Genomic DNA, 15,283 nt, shown 5'->3' on the forward strand with positions numbered 1-15,283 from the left:
ATCATGCATCCAGCTTTATCAGTTATTATATTTACGACATTTTCCGGCATGGGATATGGTCTGTTTATCTGGCTTTGTTTTTCTATCCTTGGCGCGCATCCATTATCCGATGATCAGGTTTTTACTGGAACGGCTATGTCATTTGTCATGGTGACAATTGGACTGTTATCATCAACAGCACATTTGGGACATCCTGAACGGGCGTGGCGTGCATTCAGTCAATGGCGTACTTCATGGCTTAGTCGTGAAGGAATTATGGCAATTCTGACATTTGGCCCAATGGTGTTCATCTGTGCACAAACCAATATGGGGTATTGGTTTTCTGATTTGGTAAAACCAATGGCTGTTTTTGGTGTAATCGGGTCTATCATCACTATTTATACCACTAGTATGATTTATGCATCCCTTAAGGCGATCCCCGCTTGGCATAATATCTGGGTGAAAATCGGTTATCAGGTATATGCATTATCATCCGGTGGGGTGGCCTATATAATGATCGCGGGTTGGGACCATTATTTAATCGTTATTGGATTATTAGTTGCGGCCCTTGTTGTAAAAATCATGACATGGATACATGTGGATAAAAACCGCGGTCAGTATAAACGCGAAGATGCGCTTGGATTATCTGATTTCGGCAAAGCGCGCCCGTTTGAGCCTGCTCATAGCCAGAAAAATTATCTTCAGCGGGAAATGGGTTATGATCTTGAACCGGGTAAAAGAGCGTTGATGAGATGGGCTGCGCTTGGGTGTGGCTTCATCATTCCGGCTATTTTACTGTTTATTGGATTTCCTTTAACCATATTGATTACGGTAATTTGTTTAATGGGGATGATGGCGGAACGCTGGCTCTTTTTTGCGGAGGCAGAGCATGTGGTCAGGCTTTATTACGACAGGGAAACTGTATAAATCGTTGGCTATTTATCGTGCGTTTTGTTATAGCATAACAAAAATCATATAAATCAGGCTTATCCATATGTTTAAACCAATTGTAAAAGCGACACTATTATCAGCAGTATCATTTTATTCATTAAATGCATTTGCACAAAATGCTGATAGTGATCAATCTGTTGTTACATATGGACAGGATTATTTTGAAAAATTTGCCCCTGTTACCCTATTGGATATGCTTCAACGCGTGCCGGGTGTACAGGCAATCCTTGATGCCAACAGACAAACAGGCGGCACGCAACGGGGTGGTCAACAGGAACGCGGATTTGGTTCTGGCGGTGATCAGATTTTGATCAATAACAAACGACTTTCCGGTAAAGCCAACAATATCAATAGTACACTTCAACGTATTTCTTCCTCTCAAGTCGAACGTGTGGAAATTATTCGTGGCGCATCGGGTGATCTTGATGTGCAAAGTCAGGGACTTGTGGTTAATGTGATTATGGATGAAAGTGGTTCATCATCCAGCACGTTCTGGAAAATTGGTGGCCGCTTATCCGAAGGATATATTTTTACCCCGAATGTTCAGATATCCCATAACGGTTCAAACGGTAATCTTGATTATATGTTTGGTGTTGAGGCCAAACAAGGCCAGCATATTGAACATCGTGATGATACCATTTTTACGCCGGATGATGTGGAAACGGGCATTGCCGAAAGAAGACTGGATAGACAGAATAAATACGTAAGGTTAAATGCCAATATTACCTATACCCCGGAAAATGGGGATGAGATTAGGTTAAACGGACAATTTGAACCGGGATCATTAAAAATTAGAGAGCCTCGTTTCAGCCAGACAACCGGTGAAGAACGAGCATTCCAACAATGGAATGAAGATGCCGATACGCAAAAATGGGAATTTGGCGGCGATTATACCAAAAGAATAGATGGCATTGGTTCATGGAAAACCTTGTTTATTGCAAACCGTGACCGATCAGATAAATTGGATCTCTATGAAAATATAATTGATGGTGATGGTGTACCGTCATTTCGAAATGATCAATACCGCGTTAAATCGGAAAAAATTATTCGCACATCTTTAACGACCAATATTTTTAAAGATCAAAGTCTGGAAATTGGTGCGGAAGCAGCGATCAATAAATTTGATAAAATATTCGTCAGCGAAGATTATGATTTGGGCGCATATACCGTCAGTATCAATGATGATGTGGCGGTTAAGGAAAACCGCTACGAAATTTTTGCCAATCACACTTATAATATTTCATCCAGTATGGTTTTACAAAGCTCGCTTATTGGTGAATTTTCAAAAATTAGTTCTGTGACTGTGCCACTTGTCGGTGAAAACATCGAACGCAGTAAAAAGTTCAGCTTTTTAAAGCCGCGTGTTGATTTCCGTTATGATTTTTCAAATTCCGATCAGTTAAGGCTTACGGTTGAAAAGAAAGTAAGCCAACTTGATTTCCAGAATTTCGTGGCAAGCTATGACCAAAGCAATGATTTATTGCGCCTTGGGAATACTGGCATTGTTCCGGAAAAATCATGGAATTATAATATCGCCTATGAACACCGTTTTCCAAATGATGCAGGTGCAATACAGGTGGAATTATTTTACCGTGACCTAACCGATTATATTGAACTTGTTGATTTTACAGAATTTGAAGACGAGCTTGGAAATCCAATTGCACGTGGTGATCTTGATCTGATTTCGAAATCAGGCAATATCCCAACAGCAAGGTCATATGGTATCAAAACCACCGGAAGCATTCGCCTTGGTTTTATCGGGTTACGTAATGCTGTTATTAGTGTTGACCACACTTGGGATGATACAGAGGTAGAAGATCAATTCAGTGGTGTTTTAAGACCATTTAAATGGAAAAGCGAACATGAAATTACGTTTAATTTCCGCCACGATATTACCGATTGGGGCATATCATATGGCGGTCGCGGCACCATTAAAACGGATAATAGTCGCCATGAATTAGACCAGGTTGCCAATTCATATAATGGTGATAACTATGAGGCGTTCTTGGAAAAAAGAATTCTGGGTGATATGCGCTTGATTTTCCAGTTTGAACATATCACACCATTAAAATATGCGACACATGTTGATTTTTATAATGATCATATCCGTTATAACGATCTTAACCGTTATGAAAAACGTAACTGGAATTATGTGCGTGAATGGTCAGTGTATCTTCAAGGAACATTTTGATAAGTGTTAATGGGAATAATGGCCCGTCCGATCTATTCTCAAAAATACTATCTGTTTTTCCCGGGTACCCAAAGCACGTCATCCGTACCGTTGTTATTGGTTTTTCTGCTCATGACGAATAAATGATCGGATAACCGGTTTAAATATTTAATGGCGATATCTGAAATCTCTTCTTCCTCAGATACGCGCACAAGCAGGCGTTCTGATCTACGAACAACGGTTCTCGCTTGATGAAGATATGCGGAAGCGGCCGATCCACCCGGAAGGGTAAATGATTTTAATGGGGAAAGATCCTCGTTCATCTGGTCAATTTCATTTTCCAGTCTTGTGACCTGTTCATCGGTGACCCTTAACGCATGTTCTTCAAATTTTGTCCCATGTGGCAAGGATACATCCGCACCCAGATCAAAAAGATCATTTTGAATGCGGCCTAACATGTCATCTTCTGCGCCGGACGTATGCAGTCTCGCGATGCCGATGATGGCATTGCTTTCGTCAATACTGCCGTATGCCTCAACACGGGGGGCATATTTTTTTGCGCGCGTTCCATCGGTCAGCGATGTTTCCCCCTTATCACCGCCGCGTGTGTAAATCTTATCTAATTTAACCATTCCTGATCCAGATATATAAGACGATCAAAACAACTGTGATAAATTGCGACGCAACACGGTAACGCATCAGTCTATTGCTTTGGCGTCCGTCGTTCACTTTCTTGGTCATACTAAACGCACCGGCAAACATAATGCCAATGGTCGCAATAACGCTGATCGGGATGAGAATTTCTAGTAAAATCTGCATAGATAAACCTGCTTTTTATTCATTATTCGGTATTATAGCAAAGACACGCGCGGGAAATCCACTGCCGTTTTGTGGCTTGGCCCATGTTGCAACGATATAGGCACCATTTTCAGGAACCTGATCCAGATTGGTCATATTTTCGATCTGATATTTATCCAGTCCCATGTAATAAGTTTGCAATGGCCAATTACCAGTTCCGGCGATTTTTCCCGGGTCCGTATCAAGCGTTTCATGGCCGATTGCGGTCACTTTTTGATTTAAAACCAGATAATCAATGACTTCGCGGCTCCATCCCGGGGAATGACTGACATCATTTGCATCACGGTTTCTCATTCTTTCAAGTGACGGCCATCTTTTTGACCAATCTGTTCTTAAGGCGACAAAACTATTTGCCGGAACGGGGCCGTGTTTTTCTTCCCATGCGTAAACATCGCTCATGCTAACTTGATAATCGGGATCAGCTTCGACCTTTTCATGCACATCAATGACAATTAACGGCAGGATCATTTCGGATAGTGCAATGTCCTCAAGGTCACGCAGTCCACCAACAAAATGTACCGGCGGATCAACATGTGTTCCCCATTGGCCCGGGAAATTGTAACGGTGGATGCCTGATGTGCCGTCTTCGCGTGGGGCAACGGGTGTGATTGTTGGTGGGGTGTCACCGGATGGGCCGGGCGGCATGCCTTCTTCCATTGTGTGTGTCAGATCGACAAGCGTCGCTTTCGCAAGAATTGACCCCAAATCAGCGCTTTGAACTTGTGGGGTATTCTGGTTTCCGGATGATAGATTACTAACCGCGGCCAAATAACCGCCCATAGCGGCAATGCCAACAAAAAACAGATTAAGCCAAGATTTCATTTGCGCTCTCCTTTAATGGATAAACCTTACCCTTATGATTATGAAGAATAAAGGAAATTATCTGCTCCTATGGTGTTTTATAAAAAATGCTGTAATAATGATTTTCATAGACATAAAGGGGAATGAAATGAGAAAAATATCTCTAATAATATGGTTTATATTCAGTTTGGTGTTATCTGCTTCAGCCAATGATGAAATTAAGATTTCTGTGGAGTTCCCTTCTGTATTGGGGAATAAGCAGGATGGCAGATTGATGGTTATGCTTGCTAATAATAACCTTAATGAGCCACGTTTTCAGATTAACCCGGGTGCAAGAGGGCAGATTATCTTCGGCAAAGACGTTAAAGATTGGCAACCTGACACGATTGAAGTAATTGACAATTCAGTTATTGGTTATCCATTTGATAGCTTAGAAGATGTACCAGCAGGTGAATATTATATTCAAGCGATCATTAACCGTTATAAGGATTTTCATCTTTCAAATGGAAAAACAGTTTCATTGCCGCCGGATATGGGTGAAGGACAGCAATGGAACAGAAAGCCCGGCAATTTTTATAGCAAACCGATAAAAGTAACTATTCCTGAAAAGGGTGTTGCAAATATTCACATTATCCTGGATCAGGAAATAGCACCAATAGAGCCGCCAAAAGACACGAAATACATCAAACACATTAAATTGAAGAGTGAAATGTTAAGCAAATGGTGGGGGGAGGATATATATCTAGGTGCCAATGTATTGTTACCTGAAGGATTTGAAGAGCATCCGGAAGCGAAATATCCCTTAATGATTTTTCACGGGCATTTTCCACATACATTTAGGGGGTTTAGTGAAAACCCGCCTAGTCCAGATATGAAGCCAGTTTACAGTGCTCGTTTTAATTGGGATGGATATAATATTTATCAAGCGCAGGCCGCATATGATTTTTTTAAAAAATGGACCAGTGAAGATTTTCCTCGCTTCATAATTATTGAAGTACAACATGCCACACCATATTATGATGATAGCTATGCTGTTAACTCTGCCAATCAGGGGCCGTATGGTGATGCGATTACCTTTGAATTGATTCCGCATGTTGAAAAAATGTTCAGGGGTATCGGTGAAGGTTGGTCACGATTTACTTATGGTGGATCAACGGGGGGATGGGAAGCACTTGCAGTGCAGGTATTTTATCCCGATCAGTATAATGGGGCGTTTGCAGCTTGCCCAGACCCAATTGATTTTCGTGCTTATACAGCGCTCAATATTTATGAAGATAAAAATGCTTACTTCTATGAAAGTGATTTCAGTAAGAAACCACGTCCGGGGCAACGTGATTATCTAGGTAATGTTGGGTATAGTTTATATGATGATAACAGATTAGAAGCCGTGATCGGCAGTAAATCCCGCAGTGGTCGTCAATATGATATCTGGGAAGCAACATATTCCCCAATGGGGGATGATGGTTATCCTGTTCGCCTATGGGATAAACTAACTGGTGAAATCAATCATGAGGTCGCAGAATACTGGCGTGAGAATTATGACCTACGCCATATTATGGAGCGTGATTGGGCCAAAATCGGTCCTAAATTAAAAGGAAAAATTCATATATATACAGGTGATATGGATAATTATTATCTGAATAATGCTGTATATTTGACAGAAGAGTTTTTGGAAAATACAAAAAATCCGTATTATGAAGGTGAAATCGATTATGGTAATCGGGCAGAGCATTGCTGGAATGGTGATCATGATAATCCAAATGCAGTTTCTAGGCTGAATTATAACTTTATGTATGTGGATAAAATTTTAAAACGAATTGAGAAATCTGCACCAAAAGGGGCAGATCTCACTAGCTGGAGATATTAGGAGAAAATAATTAAATGACGGAAGAGTTATTCCGCGAAGACGCGTATCTGAAATCCTGTGATGCCAAGGTTTTAAAAATCAATGATCTTGGCGGTATTATCTTGGACCGTACGGTCTTTTATCCAACGGGTGGCGGACAGCCGGGCGATAGTGGAAAAATCGGTGATGTTGAAATAGCCACAACTGTTTATGACAGGGATACGGGTGAAATTGTTCACGTCCCATCAGAAGGACAGATCCTGCCTTCAGAAGGGGATGCGGTCACAGCGAGTATTGATTGGGATAGACGTTATCTTCATATGCGTATGCATACGGGGCTTCATTTATTATGCGCGGCCGTGCCGTGCGGTGTAACCGGCGGGCAAATTGGCGCAGCAAAAAGCCGCCTTGATTTCGATATTGGTGACATGACCTTGGATAAGGAAGAAATCACCGCGAAGATCAATGAATTTCAACAAGGCAATCATGATGTAAATTCATCATGGATAACGGACGAAGAAATGGATGCAAATCCAGAACTGGTGCGCACCATGTCTGTAAAGCCGCCACGCAAAGGGGGACGCGTCAGGTTAATGCATGTGGGGGATGCGGTTGATCTTCAGCCATGTGGCGGAACGCATGTGAAAAACACATCAGAAATCGGGCGTTTACGCGTTTCAAAAATTGAAAATAAAGGAAAGCGTAACCGCAGAGTGAACATCGTATTTGATGAATAAAAAAACGGGGAACATATTATGAAAAATTTACTAGTATTATTAATCAGTTTTGTGGCCATGACATCCATTTCATTGTCACAAGAACTCTCACAAGATCAAAAAGAAATCAGTGCATTGCTTGATGGCCTTCATGATGCAGCAAAAAACGCGGATAAAGAAAAATATCTGGGTTCTTTTGCAAAAGGTGCCGTTTATATGGGGACAGATGAATGGGAACGCTGGCCGATTAAGCCTGATTTTACCGATTACGTCGGAATGCGTTTTGATAATGGCGGTTGGTCATATCATTCAGAAGACCGCAATATTTACATTTCACCGGACGGCGCATTCGGATGGTTTGATGAAATTATGATTTCCAATTCAAGTGGTAACCGTTTCCGTGGATCGGGTGTCGTTGTTAAAGAAGACGGCGGATGGAAGTTTAAACAATATATTCAAAGCTTCATGATTTATAACGAGATTTGGGACGACGTTATCAATCTGATGGCGGAAGAAACGAAGAAAAAGAATAATTAAGCAACAAGGAAAGAATTATGCAGAAATTACTGTTTTTAATCATCGCTACCTGCCTTGGCTTTACGGCGGCGAGTGCCCAGGAGTTTGAACAAGACAGAAAAGCAATCATTGCGGTGCTTGATGATTTCCATGATGCAGCATCCAAAGCGGATAAAGACCGTTATCTTGGTCATTTTACTGAAGATGGTGTTTTTCTCGGAACGGATGAATGGGAACGTTGGCCCTTAAAACCGGATTTCACCGACTATGTTGATATGCGTTTTGCAAATGGTGGCTGGTCTTACCATTCGGAAAAGAAAAATATTAATTTTTCAAAAGACGGCACCGTTGCATGGTTTGATGAAACCAGCATTTCCAACCGTAATGATGGTCGCTTTCGCGGGTCAGGCGTTCTTGAAAAAGTGGACGGTAAATGGAAAATTGCCCATTATGTTTTAAGCTATCTTGTTTATAACGAAATTGGCGGCGAAGTGGGTAAAGTAATCGCGGAAGAACGTAAAAAACATCCTGAACATAATTAAAGATAATCACTTATAATGGCATCCAGTTCTTCTGGATGCGTTCCGCTTTCACGTAATGAATTGATGGTAATGGATTTGTCCCTTTTGGCCAGTCTGTTGCCATCTTTTGTTTTTAATAAACCATGATGTTGATAAGTCACGGTTTTTAATCCCAGTAAATGCTGTAATAGCCTCTGTAAGTGACTTGCGTAATATAAATCTTCGCCGCGTATGACGTGGGTAATATTCTGGATATCATCATCCACCACCACCGATAAATGATAACTGGTCGGGAAATCTTTACGGGCAAGTACCACATCTCCCATGACTTCCGGGGTTGCTTTTTGAATGCCGGTGTTCAAATCTTCCCAATATAGTGGCTCATTCACTAACTTTAACGCCTTATCCATATTCAGACGCATGGCATGGGGAATGTTTGCCGCCATTTTTTCTGCAATTTCCTTGTCCGTCAGATGTTTGCAAATCCCGGGATAGAGTAACCCTTCCGGTCCCATTTTTGGTCCAAGATGGGGGGCACGACTGCTTTCGTTTATTTCTTCACGAATGTTGCGTCTGGTGCAAAAACAGGGATAGAGCAAACCCATATCGGATAGTTTGTTTAGCGCCGCGGCATAATCATCAAAATGATCGGATTGGCGTCTTACTGGGGTTGGCCATTTTAACCCAAGCCAATGTAAATCAACGAAGATCTGATTTTCATATTCCGTCTTACATCTTAAATGGTCAATGTCTTCTATCCGCAGGATAAATTCACCACCATTTTCCATGGCAAAGTCATAATTCAGTTTGGCGCTATAGGCATGACCAAGATGCAAAAGCCCGCTTGGGCTTGGGGCAAAACGAGTGATGATTTTATCAGTTTGCGTCATTTTCATCTTTGGTTTAAAAGGGCTTAAATATTATTTTACCAAAGGTACTGTTACAATGAGCGAATTACCAGAATTAAATGGACCACGTCTTGAACCGGAAGGGGGCAACCCTGAAAAACTGGTAATCCTTTGTCATGGGTTTGGATCAAATGGTGATGATCTTTATGGTCTTATCCCTCATTTAAAACAAGCGTTGCCGAATGCCGTATATATTTCCCCGAATGCACCGGAAATTTGTTATGGCGCGCCCAATGGCTATCAATGGTTTCCGCTTTCGACACTTAGCCGCGAAGAAAGGCTCGTGGGTACATTAAAAGCCGCGCCAACACTTGATCATTTCATTGATCAGGAACTTGAAAAATATGGCCTTGAAAATAAAGATTTGGTTTTAGTTGGTTTTTCACAGGGAACCATGATGTCGCTTCATGTGGGGCTTCGTCGTAAAAGTGATATTGCCGGAATTATCGGTTTTTCAGGCGTAATGACCTTGCCGGAAAACTGGCAAGAAGAAATAACGTCAAAACCACCCGTCGCGCTTATTCATGGCGATATGGATAATGTTGTGCCAGTCGGCATGATGCATGAAGCCGCAAGTTCGTTAAAAGAAGTTGATGTGGATGTAACAAGCCATGTTTCACCGGGCGTGATGCATTCAATTGGTCCGGATGGATTACAAGTGGCGCTTGATTTTTTAGCGAAGCTTTAATTAAACGCGTTCGGCGATTTTAATCACGGCCTTTACACCAAGCTTAATCGCACCATAAAGAACACCGTGGGCTGGCACTTCTTGTGCGCCGTTTTGGATGGCGATTTCTTTGTGTTCTACTTCTTCCTGACGGAAAATTTCCAGTGTTTCCGCAAGCGCGCCTTCATCACCGAGAGCTTCTAATTCTTCGATTTGTTCGGCGTAATGTTTATCGATCACTTCTTCGACCGCTTCGGTGCACGCCATGGCGGCTTCGGTACTCAATAACGCTGTACCGGCACCAAGCGCAAAACCCGCCGCATGCCAAATTGGCGTGATGACAGTCGGACGGGCATTATATTCTTTGACCAGTTTATTAAACCGTTCCAGATGCACATCTTCCTGTTCTTTCATGTGTTTGATTGTATCTGACATGGGATGATTATCACCAAAAACGGCAAGCTGCCCTTCGTAAATGCGCACGGCACCATATTCGCCGGCGTGGTCAACACGGATAATGCGGTCAAGCAGTTCATCTTTGCTCATTTGGTTTGGGATATTCTTGCCTTTTAAATCGGTCATTTTGCCAGATCCTTTCTAAGGCTTAATGATAACATGATAAAACATCCCAGGGAAATCAGAAAATTATATCCGGCCATCGAAATTCCGAACATTTCCCACGGAATTTCATCACATCTTATAAAGGTTGTGTTTTCAAGCGATCTTTGAAACGATTCAAACGTAAGTCCCATATCTGACGCTTGCATGGTACAGCTATCTGGACCTTCCCACCATTTTTGTTCGACGCCGGCGTGATAGCCGGAATATCCAACGCTCACCGCCCATGAAACACAGGTTAGTACTTTGAAGCGTTGCCATTTAATGGGGTTAAGTTTTTTGAAATATAATGCAAATGCACCGAAAACAATCACCGCCATATGGGCATACCGTTGCGGCCAGCATAAATCACACGGAACAAGTCCGCCGATATATTCAAAACCATATGCACCCGAGAGCATCAATATGGATGCAATCCAAGACAGGATTAAAATATTGTCAAAGATAAACCCGTATATTTTTTTAATATTTTCCATCATGATCTCAAAGATACTTCAGTATGATAAATGATCCAACCAAAAGAACACAGAAAAGTAATGTTAATTTTGCAAGATGCTTTTCCACAAATCCACGGATCGGTTCGCCAAATTTCCAAAGAAGGGCCGCGACAAGGAAAAACCTGGCGCTTCTGGATAGGGCACTGGCAGTTATAAATGTACTGATGTCCAGTCCGGTTACACCGCTCGCGATTGTAAATACCTTATAGGGAATTGGTGAAAACCCAGCCACAGCAACAATAATAGCGCCGTGGTCATTATATAACACTTTGAATTGTTCAAACTGATGTTGCAGTGAATAAAAATCAACAATCGGCTGGCCAACTACATCAAAGAAATAGGCACCAATGATATAGCCGAAAATACCACCTAATACGGATGCGGCCGAACAGACAAAAGCAATGCGAAATGCTTTTGTTGGTGCCGTGAGTACCATCGGCAGCAGCAATACATCCGGCGGGATCGGGAAAAAGGAACTTTCTGCAAAAGAAAGCAGTGCCAATATCCAAATTGCCTTTGGGTGATCGGAAAGCTCAAGTGTTCTATCGTATAATTTTTGAAGCATTAAGAAGCCATATTTTTATTTTTCTTAACTTCTACACAAAATTGATGCGATGAAAAGTAAAATTGTTGTGTCTGTGCTTGACGGGGGCATTTGTTATGCTTATAGCATTACTCTCATTCCATATCACAGAGCCCCTGTGGCGGAATTGGTAGACGCGCCGGATTCAAAATCCGGTTTCCTTTGGAAGTGTCGGTTCGAGTCCGACTGGGGGCACCATTAATCAGAAATACTCACGAATTAACTGTAGTGCACGCCTTACAGCCTTGCGGCCTTCTTCGATGGCTTCTTCTGCGCGGTCAAATTCTAAAATACCGATGTTTTTGATTTGTGGCGTGATTAAAATATGGGGCGGTTCACCGGCCAATCTGCTGCGGGTAATTTGATCTTGCATAATGTTAATGGCATTTGCACTTACATCAAAATAACCTGGGGCTTGATCCTCGGGTTCAAGCAGGTCAGGTGCAATATTTTGTAAACTTCGGCCAAGCCTTGAGGGAAGATTAGAGATTAATTTTTCCAACATTTTGTCTTTATTGGGTGATTTACTATCGAGTTTTTCTTGTTTCTTACTAACAAGATCACCGTTTAAATTGACGGCAATAATGATATCGGCGCCCAAAGCACGGCAGGCGGAAACGGGGACAGGATTGACGATCCCGCCATCGATGAGCCATTTACCATCTAGTTTTACGGGGCTAAATAAACCCGGTAATGTGATGGATGCGCGCACGGCATCTTTCATTGAACCTTTTTGCAGCCAAACTTCACGACCGGTGGTAAGGTCGGTTGCAACCGCGATGAACGGTTTTTTGAAATTTTCGATCGGCATTTCAATATTATAGGTTTTCATAAAATCCATAAGACGGTTGCCTTGGATTAACCCACCATTGGAAAGATCAATATCCAAAAAACCAACGATATCACGCCACCCGATTGAACAAGCCCATTCTTTCATCGGATCTAATTTATTGGCGACATAAGCGGAACCAACCAAGGCGCCCATTGAACTGCCGCAGACGATATCCGGTTCGATCCCTTCGTTATGAAGTTCTTGTAATACACCGATATGGGCCCAGCCTCTTGCGGCGCCACTGCCCAGCGCAATTCCGATTTTTTGTTTAGTCACTTATCAATACACTCCGATACGGGTTACGATCTTATAATTTGAGTTTACGCATCCTATTCGCTTAAGCAAGTTAGTTAAGTGATCACACTGATTGAATGATTCACATTCATCTATGATGGTTTCGTAAAAAATCATGAAAAAAGTTCGTGAATTTTATTTGGTCTAAACAATTGAATATAATATACAATTTATACAAGTCATTGAAAATGTTAAATTTAACCGAAAAAAAGCTGTTGAAAAGCAGCAATCGTTTATATATTACCAACATCAAGTTTATTATTTTATAGGAGATGGCATTATGGGATCGAACCCCAATATTTTTTCAGGCTGTATGCCAGCGTTAATGACACCATGTGATGAAAATGGTGAACCAAATTTCGATGCAATGGTTGCAACTGCAAAGGATCTAATGGCTGCCGGTATGGATGCTGTTATTTATTGTGGTTCCATGGGTGATTGGCCGCTGCTTACGGATGAACAAAGATGCGAAGGCGTATCACGTTTATGCGATGCAGGTATCCCGGTTGTTGTTGGAACTGGCGCACAAAATACAAAATGTGCAGTTAAAATTACTGAGCATGCGGCGGCGGCCGGTGCAGTTGGTCTTATGGTTATCCCACGCGTGTTATCACGTGGTATTTCCCATCAGGCACAATTTGAACATTTTACAGCAATTCTTGAAGCGGCACCAAATCTTCCGGCTGTTATTTACAATAGCCCATATTACGGTTTTGAAACCAAAGCGGACCTGTTCTTTAAACTTCGTGATAGCCATAAGAACCTTGTTGGTTTTAAAGAATTTGGTGGCGGCCCGTCACTAAGTTACGCGGCAGAACATATCTGTGCAGGTCATCCTGAAGTTGTTCTGATGATTGGTGTTGATACTCAAGTATTCCATGGTTACGTGAACTGTGGTGCAGGTGGCGCGATCACGGGTGTTGGTAACGCACTTCCAAAAGAAATCCTACGTCTTGTTGAACTTTGTAAGAAAGCAGCAGAAGGCGACGCGGAAAGCAGACGTCTTGCGAAAGAACTTGATGAAGCATTACATGTTCTATCCACATTTGATGAGGGGCCTGATCTGGTTCTTTACTATAAGCATCTAATGGTTCTTGAAGGCAATAAAGAATATGAACACCAGCTATATGGTTCCGATAAATTAAGTCCTTCACAAAAGGCCTTTATCGAGGAACATTGGCAACGCTTTAGAAACTGGTGGGCAAGTTGGCCGGGTGCTAACTAACCATAAGTTTTTAGGAATGAATAGAAAAGGTCGTTTGATACGGCCTTTTTTTTTATGATGCATCGGCAAGCGCCGGTAATGATCTGCGTAATTTCACGTAAATCCATCCATAGATCAGCATGCCCATTAAGGCTGCACAGGCACACATCATAAAGACGGCGTCGTAGCCCATATTATAGCCAAGCAAGCTTGCCGCGATATTTGGGCCGATGATTTGACCAACGCCTTGTGCGCCCGGGATTAGGGATACGTACTTGCCGCTCGGGTCATAATTGGACATGGTGCCCATTTGATAAACATCGACAAAAATCCATAAGAAATTAAAGGCGAAAACGCTGGTGACGAAACTGGTTTGATCCGGGTTGCCAATCATAATACCCGCGGATAATGCAACACAGGAAAGTGTTACAAGTAACGGTCTAACGAGGCCCATTCGGTCACTGATTAACGTGGCAACCAGACATCCACAAAGGCTCATGAATGATGCAAGCACAAGCATATCACCTATGAATTCGGCATCAACACCCGCACGAACGGTCGCCAGTTCAATATATGTCCAATACGTACCAATGTTAATATAGGTAAAGAAAATCGCGGTTAGACAGACCCATGGCACATAGTGCGGCATATATTTTTGTTCAAATCGATGTTTGTTTTCAGCTTCTTCGATATCCAGTTCGATTTCATCCTCGCGGTGGGCGGCCTTGGCTGGCACCCAACCAAGGAAAGGAACACTGACGAGATATAATGAAATGAAAAGCGTATAAATACCATTCATTGACATTTGCGGTAATATTTGCATTTCGGCTGCCTGTGTAAAGGCAAAAGCAAAAAGCATCATATTAAAGGCACGTGCTGGCTTTGCCGTGCCGCCCAGCGTGGCAATTGCAACGGATGTGTATACGCCACTACCAATGCCCGCAAGGCCCCGTAACCAAAGCGTATATTCATATTCCAGAAATACCATACAAAGGCCATTGGCAACCACGGCCATGACAATGCCCGCGAATACGACAATGCGGCGGTTAATGCGGTTTAAAAGTAATGATGCAAGCAAGGAACCAATCGACATACCACCAAGATCGGCACCTGCAACGCGGCCAACTTGTTCTTCAGTGAACCCAAGCAGGTTAACCCATGCGGAACTGATAACAGGAATACCCACAACAACGGCATAGCCAAGAAGGGCCATATAAAGTGCGATGGTGATTGATTGCCAGCCGTCAAATTCGGTTTTTGAATGGTGTAATGTTGTTTTCGGTCGCGTTATTGGTTTCCCGTCATCCATGAATATGTATTTA

General features: G+C 42.3%; 17 protein-coding genes and 1 tRNA gene. 9 read left to right on the forward strand and 9 right to left on the reverse strand.

Annotation, left to right across the window (positions count from 1 at the left end):
- The first annotated feature begins 3 nt into the window (after positions 1-3).
- On the forward strand, positions 4-906 hold the full coding sequence (locus KW060_RS00895) for a dimethyl sulfoxide reductase anchor subunit family protein (RefSeq protein ID WP_249036592.1): 903 nt from the start codon (positions 4-6) through the stop codon (positions 904-906).
- 67 nt (positions 907-973) lie between these two features.
- Positions 974-3,121: a TonB-dependent receptor plug domain-containing protein gene (locus KW060_RS00900; protein WP_249036593.1), complete on the forward strand. Its 2,148-nt coding sequence runs from the start codon at positions 974-976 to the stop codon at positions 3,119-3,121.
- Positions 3,122-3,168: 47 nt separating this feature from the next.
- Here the strand turns inward: KW060_RS00900 and KW060_RS00905 are convergent, their stop codons facing one another.
- Genes KW060_RS00905 through KW060_RS00915 form a run of 3 tightly spaced genes read right to left on the reverse strand, consistent with a single transcriptional unit; the run spans position 3,169 to position 4,780 of the window.
- A complete protein-coding gene (locus tag KW060_RS00905; RefSeq protein ID WP_249036594.1) occupies positions 3,169-3,732 on the reverse strand; it encodes a cob(I)yrinic acid a,c-diamide adenosyltransferase in 564 nt (187 codons plus the stop codon).
- A complete protein-coding gene (locus tag KW060_RS00910) occupies positions 3,725-3,919 on the reverse strand; it encodes a twin transmembrane helix small protein (protein WP_249036595.1) in 195 nt (64 codons plus the stop codon). The genes KW060_RS00905 and KW060_RS00910 overlap by 8 nt, the downstream gene beginning before the upstream one ends.
- 15 nt (positions 3,920-3,934) lie before the next feature.
- Positions 3,935-4,780 carry a cyclase family protein gene (locus KW060_RS00915; RefSeq protein ID WP_249036596.1) on the reverse strand — a complete coding sequence of 282 codons (846 nt, stop codon included), beginning with the start codon at positions 4,778-4,780 and terminating at the stop codon, positions 3,935-3,937.
- A gap of 127 nt (positions 4,781-4,907) precedes the next feature.
- Between KW060_RS00915 and KW060_RS00920 the strand changes: the two genes are divergently transcribed.
- Genes KW060_RS00920 through KW060_RS00935 form a run of 4 tightly spaced genes read left to right on the forward strand, consistent with a single transcriptional unit; the run spans position 4,908 to position 8,379 of the window.
- Entirely contained in the window at positions 4,908-6,626 is a 1,719-nt protein-coding gene (locus tag KW060_RS00920; RefSeq protein WP_249036597.1) for an alpha/beta hydrolase, read from the forward strand.
- A 14-nt stretch (positions 6,627-6,640) separates the two neighbouring features.
- On the forward strand, positions 6,641-7,342 hold the full coding sequence (locus tag KW060_RS00925) for an alanyl-tRNA editing protein (protein WP_249036598.1): 702 nt from the start codon (positions 6,641-6,643) through the stop codon (positions 7,340-7,342).
- Between the two features lie 18 nt (positions 7,343-7,360).
- Positions 7,361-7,858: a nuclear transport factor 2 family protein gene (locus tag KW060_RS00930; protein ID WP_249036599.1), complete on the forward strand. Its 498-nt coding sequence runs from the start codon at positions 7,361-7,363 to the stop codon at positions 7,856-7,858.
- Positions 7,859-7,875: 17 nt separating this feature from the next.
- A complete protein-coding gene (locus tag KW060_RS00935; RefSeq protein WP_249036600.1) occupies positions 7,876-8,379 on the forward strand; it encodes a nuclear transport factor 2 family protein in 504 nt (167 codons plus the stop codon).
- Here KW060_RS00935 and gluQRS read toward each other — a convergent pair.
- Positions 8,376-9,248 (reverse strand): tRNA glutamyl-Q(34) synthetase GluQRS, encoded by an 873-nt coding sequence (gene gluQRS / locus KW060_RS00940; RefSeq protein ID WP_249036601.1) that lies wholly within the window; start codon positions 9,246-9,248, stop codon positions 8,376-8,378. The two genes, KW060_RS00935 and gluQRS, sit on opposite strands and share 4 nt — an antisense overlap.
- 55 nt (positions 9,249-9,303) lie before the next feature.
- Between gluQRS and KW060_RS00945 the strand changes: the two genes are divergently transcribed.
- Positions 9,304-9,954, forward strand: coding sequence for an alpha/beta hydrolase (locus KW060_RS00945; RefSeq protein ID WP_249036602.1), 651 nt, complete (start codon positions 9,304-9,306; stop codon positions 9,952-9,954).
- Here the strand turns inward: KW060_RS00945 and KW060_RS00950 are convergent, their stop codons facing one another.
- Genes KW060_RS00950 through KW060_RS00960 form a run of 3 tightly spaced genes read right to left on the reverse strand, consistent with a single transcriptional unit; the run spans position 9,955 to position 11,613 of the window.
- The gene (locus KW060_RS00950; protein WP_249036603.1) at positions 9,955-10,515 is read right to left on the reverse strand and encodes a demethoxyubiquinone hydroxylase family protein; all 561 of its coding nucleotides are present in this window, start codon (positions 10,513-10,515) and stop codon (positions 9,955-9,957) included. It abuts the gene before it with no gap.
- Positions 10,512-11,027, reverse strand: a complete 516-nt coding sequence (locus KW060_RS00955; RefSeq protein ID WP_249036604.1) for a disulfide bond formation protein B — start codon at positions 11,025-11,027, stop codon at positions 10,512-10,514. Before KW060_RS00955 ends, KW060_RS00950 begins: the two co-directional genes overlap by 4 nt.
- A gap of 7 nt (positions 11,028-11,034) precedes the next feature.
- Positions 11,035-11,613 carry a YqaA family protein gene (locus KW060_RS00960; protein WP_249036605.1) on the reverse strand — a complete coding sequence of 193 codons (579 nt, stop codon included), beginning with the start codon at positions 11,611-11,613 and terminating at the stop codon, positions 11,035-11,037.
- A gap of 130 nt (positions 11,614-11,743) precedes the next feature.
- On the opposite strand from KW060_RS00960, the gene KW060_RS00965 reads away from it, so the two are divergent.
- Positions 11,744-11,829: transfer RNA gene (locus tag KW060_RS00965), tRNA-Leu, on the forward strand.
- A gap of 4 nt (positions 11,830-11,833) precedes the next feature.
- On the opposite strand, the gene rssA is transcribed toward KW060_RS00965, so the two are convergent.
- The gene (gene rssA, locus KW060_RS00970) at positions 11,834-12,739 is read right to left on the reverse strand and encodes a patatin-like phospholipase RssA (RefSeq protein WP_249036606.1); all 906 of its coding nucleotides are present in this window, start codon (positions 12,737-12,739) and stop codon (positions 11,834-11,836) included.
- A gap of 298 nt (positions 12,740-13,037) precedes the next feature.
- Here rssA and KW060_RS00975 point away from each other — a divergent pair, with 298 nt between their 5' ends.
- Positions 13,038-13,982, forward strand: coding sequence for a dihydrodipicolinate synthase family protein (locus KW060_RS00975; RefSeq protein ID WP_249036607.1), 945 nt, complete (start codon positions 13,038-13,040; stop codon positions 13,980-13,982).
- A gap of 52 nt (positions 13,983-14,034) precedes the next feature.
- On the opposite strand, the gene KW060_RS00980 is transcribed toward KW060_RS00975, so the two are convergent.
- A complete protein-coding gene (locus tag KW060_RS00980; RefSeq protein WP_249036608.1) occupies positions 14,035-15,270 on the reverse strand; it encodes an MFS transporter in 1,236 nt (411 codons plus the stop codon).
- Positions 15,271-15,283: the final 13 nt, after the last annotated feature.

The organism is Pseudemcibacter aquimaris (assembly GCF_028869115.1).
In the GTDB taxonomy this organism is placed as follows: Bacteria; Pseudomonadota; Alphaproteobacteria; order Sphingomonadales; family Emcibacteraceae; genus Pseudemcibacter; species Pseudemcibacter aquimaris.

Excerpts from the sequence above, each read along its gene's own strand:
- KW060_RS00920 (WP_249036597.1), top strand. The coding sequence starts at position 4,908 with ATGAGAAAAATATCTCTAATAATATGGTTTATATTCAGTTTGGTGTTA.
- KW060_RS00905 (WP_249036594.1), bottom strand. The coding sequence starts at position 3,732 with ATGGTTAAATTAGATAAGATTTACACACGCGGCGGTGATAAGGGGGAA.
- gluQRS (WP_249036601.1), bottom strand. The coding sequence starts at position 9,248 with ATGACGCAAACTGATAAAATCATCACTCGTTTTGCCCCAAGCCCAAGC.
- KW060_RS00960 (WP_249036605.1), bottom strand. The coding sequence starts at position 11,613 with ATGCTTCAAAAATTATACGATAGAACACTTGAGCTTTCCGATCACCCA.
- KW060_RS00915 (WP_249036596.1), bottom strand. The coding sequence starts at position 4,780 with ATGAAATCTTGGCTTAATCTGTTTTTTGTTGGCATTGCCGCTATGGGC.
- KW060_RS00980 (WP_249036608.1), bottom strand. The coding sequence starts at position 15,270 with ATGGATGACGGGAAACCAATAACGCGACCGAAAACAACATTACACCAT.
- KW060_RS00930 (WP_249036599.1), top strand. The coding sequence starts at position 7,361 with ATGAAAAATTTACTAGTATTATTAATCAGTTTTGTGGCCATGACATCC.
- KW060_RS00950 (WP_249036603.1), bottom strand. The coding sequence starts at position 10,515 with ATGACCGATTTAAAAGGCAAGAATATCCCAAACCAAATGAGCAAAGAT.
- KW060_RS00925 (WP_249036598.1), top strand. The coding sequence starts at position 6,641 with ATGACGGAAGAGTTATTCCGCGAAGACGCGTATCTGAAATCCTGTGAT.
- KW060_RS00945 (WP_249036602.1), top strand. The coding sequence starts at position 9,304 with ATGAGCGAATTACCAGAATTAAATGGACCACGTCTTGAACCGGAAGGG.
- KW060_RS00895 (WP_249036592.1), top strand. The coding sequence starts at position 4 with ATGCATCCAGCTTTATCAGTTATTATATTTACGACATTTTCCGGCATG.
- KW060_RS00975 (WP_249036607.1), top strand. The coding sequence starts at position 13,038 with ATGGGATCGAACCCCAATATTTTTTCAGGCTGTATGCCAGCGTTAATG.
- KW060_RS00900 (WP_249036593.1), top strand. The coding sequence starts at position 974 with ATGTTTAAACCAATTGTAAAAGCGACACTATTATCAGCAGTATCATTT.
- KW060_RS00910 (WP_249036595.1), bottom strand. The coding sequence starts at position 3,919 with ATGCAGATTTTACTAGAAATTCTCATCCCGATCAGCGTTATTGCGACC.
- KW060_RS00955 (WP_249036604.1), bottom strand. The coding sequence starts at position 11,027 with ATGGAAAATATTAAAAAAATATACGGGTTTATCTTTGACAATATTTTA.
- KW060_RS00935 (WP_249036600.1), top strand. The coding sequence starts at position 7,876 with ATGCAGAAATTACTGTTTTTAATCATCGCTACCTGCCTTGGCTTTACG.